General features: G+C 65.3%; 11 protein-coding genes. 5 read left to right on the top strand and 6 right to left on the bottom strand.

Annotation, left to right across the window (positions count from 1 at the left end; translation table 11 throughout):
• Positions 1-133: 133 nt before the first annotated feature.
• Complete coding sequence (locus XH96_RS27745; protein WP_246789763.1) at positions 134-538, bottom strand: hypothetical protein; 405 nt, start codon at positions 536-538, stop codon at positions 134-136.
• Between the two features lie 840 nt (positions 539-1,378).
• Between XH96_RS27745 and ppc the strand changes: the two genes are divergently transcribed.
• On the top strand, positions 1,379-4,177 hold the full coding sequence (ppc, locus tag XH96_RS27740) for a phosphoenolpyruvate carboxylase (protein WP_194388610.1): 2,799 nt from the start codon (positions 1,379-1,381) through the stop codon (positions 4,175-4,177).
• Between the two features lie 78 nt (positions 4,178-4,255).
• Here the strand turns inward: ppc and XH96_RS27735 are convergent, their stop codons facing one another.
• The 4 genes from XH96_RS27735 to XH96_RS27720 form a co-directional block, all read right to left on the bottom strand.
• Positions 4,256-5,368, bottom strand: a complete 1,113-nt coding sequence (locus tag XH96_RS27735; protein ID WP_194388608.1) for an SMP-30/gluconolactonase/LRE family protein — start codon at positions 5,366-5,368, stop codon at positions 4,256-4,258.
• A 115-nt stretch (positions 5,369-5,483) separates the two neighbouring features.
• On the bottom strand, positions 5,484-6,398 hold the full coding sequence (locus XH96_RS27730; RefSeq protein ID WP_131867235.1) for an SDR family oxidoreductase: 915 nt from the start codon (positions 6,396-6,398) through the stop codon (positions 5,484-5,486).
• Positions 6,399-6,557: 159 nt separating this feature from the next.
• Positions 6,558-7,697: a thiolase gene (locus XH96_RS27725; protein WP_194388606.1), complete on the bottom strand. Its 1,140-nt coding sequence runs from the start codon at positions 7,695-7,697 to the stop codon at positions 6,558-6,560.
• 3 nt (positions 7,698-7,700) lie between these two features.
• Positions 7,701-8,114 carry a Zn-ribbon domain-containing OB-fold protein gene (locus tag XH96_RS27720; protein WP_061020211.1) on the bottom strand — a complete coding sequence of 138 codons (414 nt, stop codon included), beginning with the start codon at positions 8,112-8,114 and terminating at the stop codon, positions 7,701-7,703.
• Between the two features lie 173 nt (positions 8,115-8,287).
• Between XH96_RS27720 and XH96_RS27715 the strand changes: the two genes are divergently transcribed.
• From XH96_RS27715 to alkB, 4 genes are all read left to right on the top strand, one after another.
• On the top strand, positions 8,288-9,637 hold the full coding sequence (locus XH96_RS27715; RefSeq protein ID WP_194388604.1) for an amidase: 1,350 nt from the start codon (positions 8,288-8,290) through the stop codon (positions 9,635-9,637).
• Positions 9,630-10,316, top strand: a complete 687-nt coding sequence (locus tag XH96_RS27710; protein ID WP_194388603.1) for a DUF2848 domain-containing protein — start codon at positions 9,630-9,632, stop codon at positions 10,314-10,316. Before XH96_RS27715 ends, XH96_RS27710 begins: the two co-directional genes overlap by 8 nt.
• Positions 10,317-10,589: 273 nt before the next feature.
• Entirely contained in the window at positions 10,590-11,336 is a 747-nt protein-coding gene (locus XH96_RS27705) for a 2OG-Fe(II) oxygenase (protein WP_194388601.1), read from the top strand.
• A gap of 9 nt (positions 11,337-11,345) precedes the next feature.
• Positions 11,346-11,999 carry a DNA oxidative demethylase AlkB gene (gene alkB / locus XH96_RS27700; protein ID WP_194394281.1) on the top strand — a complete coding sequence of 218 codons (654 nt, stop codon included), beginning with the start codon at positions 11,346-11,348 and terminating at the stop codon, positions 11,997-11,999.
• A gap of 162 nt (positions 12,000-12,161) precedes the next feature.
• On the opposite strand, the gene XH96_RS27695 is transcribed toward alkB, so the two are convergent.
• A complete protein-coding gene (locus tag XH96_RS27695) occupies positions 12,162-13,790 on the bottom strand; it encodes a thiamine pyrophosphate-dependent enzyme (RefSeq protein ID WP_194388600.1) in 1,629 nt (542 codons plus the stop codon).
• Positions 13,791-13,800: the final 10 nt, after the last annotated feature.

Here is a 13,800-nt window from a genome sequence, read left to right as displayed (position 1 = left end):
GCAGGTTTCATCTATGGTCTGCCAATCGTGATGAACTATGCGATCATGTACGAATGCGTGGTCGCATACAATTCCTCGCGTTGCCCGGTCGGGCCAAGCACGCCACATGCAGGTCAAGGGGCCGGAAGCGTCCTCAGATTTCGCAACTGGTCAAATTCAATGCCTTGCGCAAGCCACCAAACGCCTTGAGCCGACAGGGCTCGGTATTGTCGGCGGCCTTTGAACGCTGGACATTGGCAGTTCGCTTGATAACGGCTGCCTTCGGTTTTGGCTTGGGACGTTCGGCGGTCGCGATCTTCTTCGGATGGTGCCGATGACGGGTGATCGTTTCCGGCTTGTGCGAATCGAAATGGATGTCGTCTGGCGGAGCAACGGGCGGTTCGACCAAAGCAGCCTGTGTCGGCATCTCGCTGCTCACAGCGACGACGTCAAGGCGATCGGCCTTCGCCAATGCGTCATGCGCAGACTTGCCTGCGTCTTGCTCGGCAGGCGGCTGGACGGTCGCGACCGCGCGACGCGGTGGAGCTCTCAGTTCCATTGCTGAGAGCACTCCTACACTCAACAGGATAAGAAGGCCCAGCAACGCCATTCTCAGCATAATGCGCCTCTAACCAAGGTTAGTGCCGCTGAAAATTCTCCGCTGCAATAAGGCAACTTGTCGGCGGCTGCCGCCCCGCGACGAATCATTTGCGCGACAGGGTTAACGTCGGTGATGCTCCTGCACGTGCCGAAAATGCCGCCGCTCACTAGCTCGTAGGATGGGTAGAGCGTAAGCGAAATCCATCAACCTCCGCCGATGCCGCAACGTGATGAGTTTCGCAACGGCTCAACCTATCCTACGCGCTGAGCCCCTCAATCGCTCGCGGTGCCCGCAGGCAGAACACGCCGCATCGAGGTCAAGAGACATGGGTGCAAATATTCTGATTGACCGAATTTGCAGATTCCTGTGGTCACCCCGCGTGCGTTTTTCGCGTGCGGACCCTGGGTGCCAGCTGGCGCCCGGCCTTCCCTGCGCCCTTCTGCTCGATGAGGGCGAAACGGACAGCAAAGCTCGGGCCCTGCGCCGCGAGACCGCGGGACTATGTCCATTGGTGAGATTGCAGCAATCTCTCGTGCCCCGGACGCAGCGCAGCGCGCCGCGTCTTCGCGGGTAATGCGCTGCAGAGCCGGGGCCCATGTTGCGGCAATGTGCTCTGTGGCTTCTGGCGGGTCCGGGCTCGGCGCAGCAACGCTTGCGGCGTTGCTGCTTGTCCGGGACACGCGATCATCACCCCAGCCCTGCCGCGCCGCCACCAAGTTCATCTTGCACTGCGGCAGAAAAATATCGCACACTCACCGTTGCCGGGCATCCAAGCGAGCTCGAACCAAGGAGCGAGCCATGTCCCTCCAGACCGTACCATCCGACAGCGCTGAACCCCGCGCCAACCGCCCTGAGGACGTCCAGGCGCTGGAGGCCGACGCGCGGCTGCGGGACGACATCCGCCTGCTCGGGCGCATCCTCGGCGACACCGTGCGCGACCAGGAGGGCGCCGACGTGTTCGACCTGGTCGAGCGCATCCGGCAGACCTCGATCCGGTTCCACCGAGACGAGGACCGGCTCGCCCGCCGCGAGCTCGAGCAGATCCTCGACAGCATGTCGACCTCCGAGACGGTGCGGATCGTCCGTGCCTTCAGCTATTTCTCGCACCTCGCCAACATTGCCGAGGACCAGAACAACATCCGCCAGATGCGCGCGCGCGGCGCGGCCAATGGCGGCAGTGCAGGCGGCCTGGCGCAGACGCTGGCCCACGCCAGGGACGCCGGTATCGGCCCCGATCAGCTGCGCACCTTTTTCAAGACCGCATTGGTCAGCCCGGTGCTGACCGCGCATCCGACCGAAGTCCGCCGCAAGAGCACCATGGACCGCGAGATGGAGGTCGCCAGCCTGCTCGACCGCCGCGAGCGGGTCGCGTTGACCGCGGAGGAGGCGGCCGCCAGCGACGAGCAGCTTCGCCGCGAGGTGCTGACGCTGTGGCAGACCAATCTCTTGCGCCGGACCAAGCTGACCGTGCTCGACGAGGTCGCCAACGGCCTGTCCTTCTACGACTACACCTTCCTGCGCGAGGTGCCGCGGCTCGTAAACGCGCTCGAAGACCGGCTGGAGGAGGACGGCGCACAGGCTGCCGGCGAGCTCGCCTCGTTCCTGCGCATGGGCAGCTGGATCGGCGGCGACCGTGACGGCAACCCCTTCGTCACCGCCGACGTCATGCGCGGCACGCTGCGGCTGCAGTCGAGCCGGGTGATGCAGTTCTATCTGAACGAGCTGCACGTGCTCGGCTCCGAGCTGTCGATCGCGGCTCATCTTGCCGATGTCTCCGAGGAACTGCGCAACCTGGCGGAGCGCTCCCCGGACACCTCGCCGCACCGGAGCGGCGAGCCTTATCGCCTCGCGGTGTCCGGCATTTATGCCCGGCTCGCCGCAACGGCCGAAATGCTGGAGGTCGAGATCACACGCCGGCCGGTCGGCAAAGCGGCGCCTTACGCCAGCGTCAAGGAGCTGCAGGCCGATCTCGATGTGCTGCACCGCTCGCTGATCTCCAACAACGCCCGCGTCATCGCCCGCGGCCGGCTGCGGCTGCTCCGTCGCGCGGTGGACTGCTTCGGCTTCCATCTCGCCCGGCTCGACATCCGCCAGAACTCGGCCGTGCACGAACGCACCATCGCCGAGCTGATGGACGCCGCCAATCCCGGCATGTCCTATCTCGCGCTCGGCGAGGATGCCCGCATCTCGCTGCTGACCAACGAATTGCGCTCGACGCGCGCGCTGGTCTCGCCATTCGTCAAATACAGCGACGAGACCATGGGCGAGCTCAACGTCTTCCATGCCGCCGCGGAAGCGCATGCGAAGTTCGGCTCGGACGCCATCCCCCAATGCATCATCTCGATGTGCAAAGGCATGTCGGACATGCTGGAAGTGGCGGTGCTGCTCAAGGAGGTCGGCCTCGTCCATCCCTCCGGCCGCAGCGCCATCAACATCGTGCCGCTGTTCGAGACCATCGAGGATCTGCAGGCCTCATCCGGCATCATGGACCGCATGCTGTCGCTGCACGATTACCGCCGGCTGGTCGACAGCCGCGGCAGCGTGCAGGAGGTCATGCTCGGCTATTCCGACTCGAACAAGGACGGCGGCTTCGTCACCTCGGGCTGGGAGCTCTACAAGGCCGAGATCGGTCTCGTCGAGGTGTTCGAACGCCACCACGTGCGGCTGCGCCTGTTCCACGGCCGTGGCGGTTCGGTCGGCCGCGGCGGTGGGCCGAGCTATGACGCCATCATCGCGCAGCCCGGCGGCGCCGTGAACGGCCAGATCCGCATCACCGAGCAGGGCGAGATCATCTCGTCGAAATATTCCAATGCCGAGGTCGGCCGCAACAATCTGGAGATCCTCGCCGCCGCCACGCTGGAAGCAAGTCTCCTGCATCCGCGCCAGAGCGCACCGCGCCGCGAGTATCTGACCGCGATGGACGAGCTTTCCAATCTCGCGTTCAAGGCCTATCGCGGCCTGGTCTACGAGACAGACGGCTTCGTCGATTATTTCTGGGCTTCCACCGTCATCAACGAGATTGCGACGCTGAACATTGGCAGCCGTCCGGCCTCGCGCAAGAAGACGCGCGCCATCGAGGACCTTCGCGCGATCCCCTGGGTGTTCTCCTGGGCGCAATGCCGCCTGATGCTGCCGGGCTGGTACGGCTTCGGCAGCGCGGTCGAGCAATGGATTGCCGAGCATCCCGACAAGGGCATGCCCTTCCTGAAGGAGCTCTACCAGGAATGGCCGTTCTTCCGCATGCTGCTGTCGAACATGGACATGGTGCTCGCGAAAAGCTCGATCGCGATCGCCTCGCGCTATGCCGAGCTCGTGCCCGATGAAACCTTGCGCGAAAAGATCTTCGGCCGCATCCGCCGCGAATGGCATTCCTGCATCGAGACGCTGCTCGACATCATGGGCCAGGACCGGCTGCTCCAGGGCAATCCGCTGCTGGAGCGCTCCGTGCGCCACCGTTTCCCCTATCTCGACCCGCTCAACCACGTGCAGGTCGAGCTCTTGAAAGAGCACCGCGCGCAGAACCCCGACGAGCAGGTGCTGCGCGGAATTCAGCTGACCATCAACGGCATCTCGGCGGGGTTGCGGAATACGGGGTAGGGGGCGACGCTGTCGCCAAATCCTCAGCCGTCATGGTCGGGACAAGCCCGGCCATGACGCGTGGTGATGCAGTGGCCCTCAACAGAAATGCGCGCCCTGCGTTTCCACATAGACCGCATAGAGCGACTGGCTCGCGGTCATGAACAGGCGGTTGCGCTTCTTGCCGCCGAAGCAGACATTGGCGCAGGTCTCGGGCAGCAGGATCTGCCCGATCCGCGCGCCGTCGTTCGGTGCGAACACCTGCACGCCGTCATAGCCGGGGCCGACCCAGCCGGCGCCGACCCAGATATTGCCCTCGGTGTCGACGCGAAGGCCGTCCGGAAAGCCTGACTTGCCGTCCAGCTTCATGTCGATCAGCTTCTTCGGGTTCGACAGCTTCGGGCCGTCGACGTCATAGGACCACACCACGTTCTCCGCTTGCGGGTAATGCGTGATGCCGGTGTCGCAGACATAGAGCTTCCTGTAGTCGTGGCTGAAGGCGATGCCGTTTGGCTTGAACGGCTCGTCGGCGACCTTCACGACTTGGCCGGTCTGGGTGTCGAGACGATAGACCGCCTCCTTCTGGTGGGGCTGGAGCGAGCCCGTCTTGGCGAGCTTGCCTTCGTAGATGCTGATCGCGCCATAGCCGGGATCGGTGAACCAGATCGCCTTGTCGTTGGGATGGACCACCATGTCGTTGGGGCCGTTGAGCGGCTTGCCACCCGCCTGCTCGACCAAGGTCGTGACCGATCCGTCGTGCTCGTAACGGACGAGGCGGGTGCGTTCGGCGCTGAGCTGGCGGCCTTCGGTGTCGAACGAGTTGCCGTTGGATTCGTTCGACGGCTTGTGGAACTGCTCGGAGATATGGCCGTCATCGTCGAGATAGCGAAGCTGCCGGTTGGCGGGGATGTCGCTCCAGACCAGATATTGCCCCTGCGCATTCCACGCCGGCCCTTCCGCCCAGAGGCAGCCGGTGTAGAGCCGCTTGATGGCGGTGTTGCCGACCTTGGCCTTGAAGCGTTTGGGATCGATCACGACGATGTCGGGATCGGGATAGCGCTGCGGTTCGGCATTGGCGCCGAAGTCGCGGGCATTGGCCTGTGAGGCGAGGATGGTGGACGCCGCGAGAGCCGCGGTGCCTTTGAGGAGAGTGCGGCGTCCAAGGCCGCCGGTCGCAGTGGTGTCGTCGGAGTTGGTCAGTATTCTTGTCATGGTTTCCTCCCAAAGTTTGTTGGGAGGACACCATTCGCCCCCATTCGGGCGTAAAGCGGGGCGATCTCAGGCGGAGACAACCCGAGATCGCAGGGCAGGGGTGCCGGAAATGCAGCTAGACCGGATCCCAGGTGAAGATGTCGGCGGAGCGGTCGAGCTTGTAGAACGAACCCTTGAGTGCCGGCATGCCGTGCTCGGCGATCGATTGCGGCGTCCAGCCCTCGCTCCGCTGCACCGAGCGGATCGGCCGGTTCTGGCTGAACAGGAAGATCTCGTTCATGCGCACGCCGAAGATCTGCCCGGTGACGTCCTTGGCGGAATCGCCGAGCAGATAGCCGCAGAGCGGGGCGATCTTCTCCGGTCCCATCTGCTTGATCTTCTCGACGCGCGCCTTCTCGGCCTCGGTCTCGGTCGGGATGGTCCCGATCATGCGCGTCCAGGCGAAGGGCGAGACGCAGTTGGAGCGCACGTTGAAGCGGCCCATGTCGAGCGCGATGGACTTGGAGAGCCCGACGATGCCGAGCTTTGCGGCGGCGTAGTTGGCCTGGCCAAAATTGCCGATCAGGCCCGAGGTCGAGGTGAAGTGCACGAAGGAGCCCGACTCCTGCTCGCGGAAGACGCGGGCGGCGGCGTGGCTGACGTAGAACGAGCCCATCAGATGCACCTTGATGACGGCCTCGAACGCCTCCACGCTCATCTTGTGGAAGATCATGTCGCGCAGGATGCCGGCATTGTTGACGACGCCGTCGAGCCGCCCGAAATGATCGGTCGCGGTCTTCACGATCTTGCTGGCGGGGATCGCTTCCGCGACGCTTTCGAAATTGGCGACCGCCGTGCCGCCGCGCTTCTTGATCTCCTCGACCACCTCCTCGGCCGGAGCAGCGTTCGCACCGGCGCCGTCCGCGGCGCTTCCGGGATCGTTGACGACGACCTTGGCGCCCTCCGCCGCGCACAGCAGTGCGATCTCGCGCCCGATGCCGCGGCCTGCGCCGGTGACGATGATGACCTTGTCTTGCAGTGATTTCGTCATGATAGTTCTCCGCTAGCCGTTCCAAATTCCGCTGTCATTCCGGGGCGCGCCTCTTGGCGCGAGCTCAGGTGCGCGGTTGCGCACCTGAGAATCCATACTCCCGATCGTGGTTATGGATTCCGGGCCTGCGCCTTTCGGCGCATCCCGGAATGACAGTCACTACCTCTCGTTCGTAAACACGATCGTGCCACTTGCGGCGAACATGCCGCCGACGCCGTGGCACACCGAAATCTTCGCGTTCGGCACCTGCGCCGGCGCGATGCCGCGCATCTGGCGGACGCTCTCCTGGAGCGCGTACATGCCGTACATGCCCGAATGCATGTAGGACAGGCCGCCGCCATTGGTGTTGAGCGGCAACTTAGCCCCGGGCCGCGTGTTGCCGTCCGCGATGAACTGGCCGGTCTCCTCATACGGCATGAAGCCGAGGTCGCCGAGCCCGAACAGCGGCAGATGCGCGAAGGCATCGTAGATCATGAGATGGTCGACGTCCCTGTGGGCAATGCCGGCCTCCTTGAACGCCAGCGGCCCTGCAGTCTTGAACGCGCGTGAGGAATTGAAGGTCTCCATCTGGCTGACCATCGGTGTCTCCACGCTCTCGCCGGTGCCCATGATGTAGACGGGCTTGCGCGGAAAGTCCCTGGCGCGGTCCGCCGAGGTCAGGATCAGCGCGCCGCCGCCGTCGGTGACGAGGCAGCACTGGAGCAGGCGGAACGGATAGGCGATCATGCGCGAGTTGAGCACGTCGGCGACCGTGATAGGCTCCTTCATCATCGCGCGCGGATTCTTCGCCGCCCATTCCCGCTGCACCACGGCGACCGAAGCGAGCTGCTCGTGGGTGATGCCATAGGTCTTCATGAAGCGCAGCACGGGGATCGGAAACATGCTGGGCGGACCGTAGACGCCATAGGGCGCCTCGAACTGGCCGTTGAGGCTGTCCGGCGGGGTCGAGCGCGGCAATTTGCCGATCATCGACTTGCCGCTCTCGGCGTGGGTGATCAGCACGGTCTTGCACAGGCCGGCCTCGATCGCCGCGGCGGCATGGCGGACGTGGAGCATGAACGAGCAGCCGCCGACCGAGGTGCCGTCCACCCAGGTCGGCTTGATGCCGAGATAGTGGCAGACCTGCTGCGGCGTCTCGACCGCGGTGGCAAAGCCGTCGATGTCGGACAGCTTCAGCCCGGCATCCGCAATGGCGTTGAGCGCGGCGTCCGCATGGAGCTGGAGCTGCGAGGCGTTGGGGATGACGCCGAGCTCGGTGGTCTCGGCCGCGCCGACGACGGCAACCTGGTTCTTGCGCATGGCTTATCCCTTCGCCGGACGGAAGACGGGGAGGGTGATCTTGTCGTCGAGCTCCTGGAAGGCGACTTCGAGCTTCATGTCGAGCTCGAGCGCCTCCGGCGTCTGCGGGCAGTCGATGATGTTGCTCATCATCCGAGGGCCCTCGTCGAGCTCGACCACCGCGATGGCGTAGGGCGGCGTGAAGCCCGGTGCGGCGGGACGATGGTTGATCACGTAGCTGTAGAGAAAGCCCTTGCCGCTCGCCTTGAAGACGCTGACCTTGCGCGAGGCGCAGGAGGGGCAGAACGGGCGCGGCGGAAAGTAGACATGCGCGCAGGCGTCGCAGCGCTGCAGGCGCAATTCGCCCGCTTTCGTGCCATCCCAGAAATGCTGGGTCTCCGGCGTCGGTTTCGGTCGCGCGCGTTGCGGTTCGGCCATATTGGCGGCTCCTCCCAAAAGACAGGCTTCGCGCCCGCCTGATCTTGATGCGACAATCGACTATAGTGCGTCAACGGTCCACCAATGCGCATGCATGCCATCATGCGCACAATGCTTGTGTCGAACTGAACCAGCGCTATAGATTGCGCGCGCCAATATTCCGTGAGACAGACATGCCCGATTTTCCGACACTGGCGAAGCTCGCCGAAGACCTCGAAAGCGGCCGCACGACCTCCCGCAAGCTGGTCGAGGCGTGCATTGCCAGGATCGCCGATCCCGCCGGCGAGGGCCAGCGCGCCTTCATCCATGTCGACAAGGACGCCGCGCTGGCGGCGGCCGACGCAATGGACGGCTTGCGCAAGGCCAAGGCGGCGCCGTCGCGCTATGCCGGCATTCCTATCTCGATCAAGGACCTCTTCGACATCAAGGGCCAAGTGACGCGCGCCGGCTCGCGCGCGCTGGATGATTCGCCGCCGGCTGAGCAGGATGCCGCAACGGTGGCGCGGCTGCGCGGGGCCGGCTTCGTCGTGATCGGCCGCACCAACATGACCGAGTTCGCGTATTCCGGCATCGGCATCAATCCACATTACGGCACCCCGAAGGGCGTCTGGAACCGCGCCGAAGGCCACGTGCCCGGTGGCTCGTCCTCGGGCGCGGCGGTGTCCGTGCTCGACGGCATGGCGCATGGCGCGCTCGGCACCGACACCGGCGGCTCCTGCCGGATTCCGGCGGCCTTCAACGGCATCGTCGGCTACAAGCCGACGCAGCGCCGGGTGCCGCTCGACGGCTCCGTGCCGCTCTCGTTCTCGCTTGACAGCATCGGCCCGCTGGCACGATCGGTCAGCTGCTGTGCCATACTCGACGCCGTACTCGCGAACGAGCCGATCGCCGCATTGAAGCCGCGGCCGATCCAGGGCATGCGGCTCGCGGTGCCCACCACCATCGCGCTCGACGACCTCGACACGGAAGTGGCCCAAACCTTCGAGCGGGCGCTGAAGACGCTGGCCGATCACGGCGCCATCGTCGAGCGCATCGAGATGGCGGAGTTCCACGATGTCGGCCCGATGAACGCCAAAGGCGGGTTTGCGGCCTCTGAAAGCTACGCCTGGCATCGCTATCTCATCACGTCCAAGGGCGACGTCTATGATCCCCGCGTGTCCGTGCGCATCATGCGCGGCGAGGCACAGAGCGCGGCCGACTATATCGACCTGCTCAACGAACGCCGCTCGCTGATCACCCGCGTCAATGCGCGCATTGCGTCCTATGATGCGCTGGTGCTGCCGACCACCGCCAACACGCCGCCGAAGATCGCCGATCTCGCCGACGACAAGGCCTTCACCACCCAGAACCTGCGCGCGCTGCGCAACTGCACCCTGATCAACATGATCGATGGCTGCGCCATCTCGATCCCTGCACATCGTGAGGGCGACGTCCCCGTCGGCCTGATGCTGGCGGGGGCGGGCGGATCAGACCGTCGCATCTTCGAGCTTGCTGCCGGCATGGAGGCCGTCATTCGTGTTTGACCTGACTTTCACCGTCGATGCCCAGGACACCACCACGCCGCTGACGCTGGCGATCGACCAGATGGTCATCGCCGGCTGGACCGGCCGCGATCCCGTCGCCCGCGACAAGCACATCGCGGAGCTGCAGGAGATGGGCATCGCCCCGCCGGCGTCGACCCCGATCTACTACCGCGCCTCGGCGCGGCGACTGACCCAGGAAGATCGCATCGAATGCACCGGCGGCGATTCCAGTGGCGAGGTCGAGTTCGTGCTGATCGGCTGGCAGGGCCGCATCTTCGTCGGCTGCGGCTCCGACCACACCGACCGCAAGGTCGAGGCCTACAGCGTCACGGTGTCCAAGCAGATGTGCGACAAGCCGATCGCCTCGACGCTGTGGGAGCTGGAGGACGTCATCGCCCATTGGGACAAGATGATCCTGCGCTCCTACGCCACCATCAAGGGCGAGCGCGTGCTCTACCAGGAAGGCACGCTGGATGCGATGCTGCCGGTCACTGACCTCATTGCGCGCGGCTTTGACGGTGGCAAGTTCCCCGACGGCTGCGCCATGTTCGGCGGCACCTTCGCCGCCAAGGGCGGTATCCGCCCGGCGGATCGCTTCGAGTTCGAGCTTGAAGATCCGGTGCTGAAGCGGATGATCAGGCATGGTTATGACGTGGTGACGCTGCCGGTGAGGGGCTGAGCAAACGACGGTCTCGTAGGGTGGGCAAAGCGAAGCGTGCCCACATCTTGCGAAGACGTGGGCACGGCGCAAGAGCGCCTTTGCCCACCCTACGAGTTCTGCCGGTGAGGGGGTAGATCCATCTCCGCCGTCATTGCGAGGAGCCCTTGCGACGAAGCAATCCAGACTGGTTCTGCAGAGGGATTCTGGATTGCTTCGCTGCGCTCGCAATGACGGGGAGATAATCGGAAATCGGGTGGCGGTAGGCGGGCCGGTCTTGCGAAGGTGGTGGCTATGACAGCAACAGCACGCAAATCGCCTCCTTCAACCTCAGCCGACCTCCCCGCGCACGTCGACGCCCTCGACTGGTCGCAAATCACCGCCGAGCTCGACTCCCAGGGCTGCGCCGTCCTGAAGGGCCTGCTCACGCCCGATCAATGCCGCGACATCGCCGCGCTCTATCCCGATGACGCGCACTTCCGCAGCCGCATCGTCATGGGCCGTCACGGCTTCGGCCGCGGCGAGTACAAGTACTTCGCCTATCCGTTGCCCGACCTGATCGCGCAGCTGCGCCCGGCGCTCTATGCGCATCTGCAAGGCGTCGCCAATCGCTGGAACGAGGCGATGGGGATCGACATCCGCTATCCCGGAGACCATGCGGCCTTTCTGAAGCGTTGCCATGAGGCCGGACAGGCGCGGCCGACACCGCTGCTGCTGCAATACGACGCCGGCGACTACAATTGCCTGCATCAGGACCTCTATGGCGAGCACGTGTTCCCGCTCCAGGTCGCGATCCTGCTCTCCGAGCCGGGCCGCGATTTCACCGGCGGCGAGTTCGTGCTGACCGAGCAGCGCCCGCGCATGCAGTCCCGCGCCGAGGTCGTACCGCTGGCGCGGGGCGATGCGGTCGCCTTCGCTGTGCATCACCGTCCGGTGCAGGGGACACGCGGCACCTACCGCGTTAATCTCCGCCACGGCGTCAGCCGGATCAGGTCTGGCCACCGCCACACCCTGGGTGTGATCTTCCACGATGCCAAATGAGTGCTGCGATTGACGGGTGATCTGTTCGACAGTGTCGCCGAAGCGCAGCCGTCGCGCGAGGAGATCGCCGACGGCGCCGTGCTTCTGCGCGGCTTCGTCAAGCCGATCGAGAGCGAGCTGATCGAAGCCGTGCGCGGCGTCGTGGCGCGATCGCCGTTCCGGCGGATGACGACGCCGGGCGGTCACCTGATGTCGGTGGCGATGACCAATTGCGGCGAGCGCGGCTGGATCACCGATCACACCGGCTACCGCTACGATCCCGTCGACCCGCGCACCGGCGCGCTTTGGCCGGCGATGCCGCCGCTGCTGCGCGATCTCGCCCGCCGCGCGGCCGAGCAGGGCGGCTTCGACAGCTTCGCGCCCGATGCCTGCCTCGTCAACCGCTACGAGCCGGGCACGCGGCTGTCGCTGCATCAGGACAAGGACGAACTCGACTATTCCGCGCCGATCGTCTCGGTCTCGCTCGGGCTGCCAGCGACCTTCCTGTTCGGCGGCCTGGCGCGCGGTGACAAGCCGCGCCGCTTCCGGCTTGTCCATGGCGATGTTGTGGTCTGGGGTGGGCCGAGCAGGCTCGCCTATCACGGCGTGGCGCCGCTCGCCGATGGCGAGCATCCGCTGCTTGGACGCAAGCGGATCAATTTGACGTTTCGAAGGACGCGGTGACCTTCCTTCTCCCCTTGTGGGAGAAGGTGGATCGCTGACGCGAAGCGGCAGCGAGACGGATGAGGGGTGTGTCTCCGCGGATAGAGACCCCTCATCCGGCGCTTCGCGCCACCTTCTCCCACAAGGGGAGAAGGGAAGAGTCCCGGAACGACGAAGCTTCGTCTACGGCTTCGGCGGGTGGATGAAGGCCCAGGGGCTCACTTCCGAATCCCTGGTCACCTCGATCGAGATCAGATATGGCCCGCCATGAGCGAGCGCCTTCTCCAGCACGGCCTTGAATTGATCCGGCGCGGTGACGCGCGCAGCCGCGACGCCAAAGGACTCCGCGAGCTTGACGAAATCCGGATTGACGAGGTCCGATGCCACCACGCGGCCGTCGAAACGTTCGCGCTGGTCGCGGCGGACGTTGCCATAGGCGTTGTTGTTGAACACCAGCGTCACCACGCCGATGTTGAACTGCACGGCGGTCGAAAGCTCCTGCACGCCGAACATGAAGCCGCCGTCGCCGGTGATGGCGACCACCGGCCTGTCGGGATTGGCAACCTTGGCCCCAAGCGCGGTCGGGAAGCCCGAGCCGAGCGTGCCCTGGTAGCCTGAGGTGATGAAGGTGCGCGGCTGGTAGACCGGGAAGCCGTACCAGGAAGCGAAGCCGACTTGCGACAGTTCATCCGTGACGATCGCGTTGGGCGGTAGCACCTCGCGCAGGATGTTGAGATAGGCCATCTGCGGCTGGATGCGCTGGATCTCGGTCTGCGCGGTCGCGGTCGCCTCGCGGATTGCCTCCCGCCGGCCACGGGTGCGCGCATAGCCGGCTTTCCTCACGGTCGCGACGAGATCGGCCGTGCCGGCCTTGGCGTCGGCGACGATGGCGACATCGGAGATGATCCGGCGCATCTCGGCCGGGTCGATATCGATCCGAATGGATTTCAGTCCACTCGGTTGATAGGGCCAGCGAAAGCCCGAGGCCGGCAGCTCCGCGCGCGTGCCGATGGCGATCATCAGATCGGTCGTGGGCCACAGCCTGTAGGCCGCCGCCATGGTGAGGCCGAGTTCATGCGCGTTCGAGACGATGCCGCGGCCGCTGCGGAAGGCGACCACGGGCGCATCGATCATCTCGGCGAGCTCGAGGATCTCCTCGCCCGCCTCGATCGCGCCGCTGCCGACGAAGATCATCGGCGCCTTGCTCGCCTTGATCAGCGCGGCTGCCTGCCTGACCAGGTCGGGATCGGGCCGCGGCGCGGGCAGCGGCTCCAGCACTTGAGCAGCCGTCGTCTCCGCGCGCAGGGTGAAGACGTCCCAGGGCATCTCGACCGACGCGGGTCCGCGCCGCCCCGAAATCATCTCCTGGAATGCGCGCGCCACGACCGTCGGTGCGTTGCCGGGATATTCGATCCGGTCGGCCCATTTCACATAGGTGCGTAAGGTCGCGAGCTGATCCGGCATCTCGTGCAGATGGCCGCGGCCCTTGCCGAGGAACTGCGTCGGCACCTGGCCGGTGACGCACAGCACCGGCTCGTTGCAGCCGAATGCGGTCAGCAGTGCGGCGCTGGCATTGAGCACGCCGGGGCCGGGCACCACGCTGAACACGCCGGGCCTGCCACTGGAGCGCGCATAGCCGAACGCCATGTAGCCGCAGGCCTGCTCGTGCCGCGCGCCGATCACCTTGAGCTGCGCCTGATGGAAGGCGTCGAACAGGCCGTAAACCTGCGCGCCGGGCAGGCCGAATACTGTGTCAACGCCATGGGCGACCAGGCCGCTTACGATCGCTTCGCCGCCGGTGAGGGTGGTCATTTGGCTATTC

It is taken from the genome of Bradyrhizobium sp. CCBAU 51765 (genome assembly GCF_015291725.1).
Classification (GTDB): domain Bacteria; phylum Pseudomonadota; class Alphaproteobacteria; order Rhizobiales; family Xanthobacteraceae; genus Bradyrhizobium; species Bradyrhizobium liaoningense.
This window is presented reverse-complemented; position numbering and strand designations above follow the sequence as displayed.

Coding starts and splice junctions, on each gene's coding strand:
- XH96_RS27735 (WP_194388608.1), bottom strand. CDS start 5,368: ATGACAAGAATACTGACCAACTCCGACGACACCACTGCGACCGGCGGC.
- XH96_RS27705 (WP_194388601.1), top strand. CDS start 10,590: ATGACAGCAACAGCACGCAAATCGCCTCCTTCAACCTCAGCCGACCTC.
- XH96_RS27715 (WP_194388604.1), top strand. CDS start 8,288: ATGCCCGATTTTCCGACACTGGCGAAGCTCGCCGAAGACCTCGAAAGC.
- XH96_RS27720 (WP_061020211.1), bottom strand. CDS start 8,114: ATGGCCGAACCGCAACGCGCGCGACCGAAACCGACGCCGGAGACCCAG.
- XH96_RS27725 (WP_194388606.1), bottom strand. CDS start 7,697: ATGCGCAAGAACCAGGTTGCCGTCGTCGGCGCGGCCGAGACCACCGAG.
- ppc (WP_194388610.1), top strand. CDS start 1,379: ATGTCCCTCCAGACCGTACCATCCGACAGCGCTGAACCCCGCGCCAAC.
- XH96_RS27745 (WP_246789763.1), bottom strand. CDS start 538: ATGGAACTGAGAGCTCCACCGCGTCGCGCGGTCGCGACCGTCCAGCCG.
- XH96_RS27730 (WP_131867235.1), bottom strand. CDS start 6,398: ATGACGAAATCACTGCAAGACAAGGTCATCATCGTCACCGGCGCAGGC.
- XH96_RS27695 (WP_194388600.1), bottom strand. CDS start 13,790: ATGACCACCCTCACCGGCGGCGAAGCGATCGTAAGCGGCCTGGTCGCC.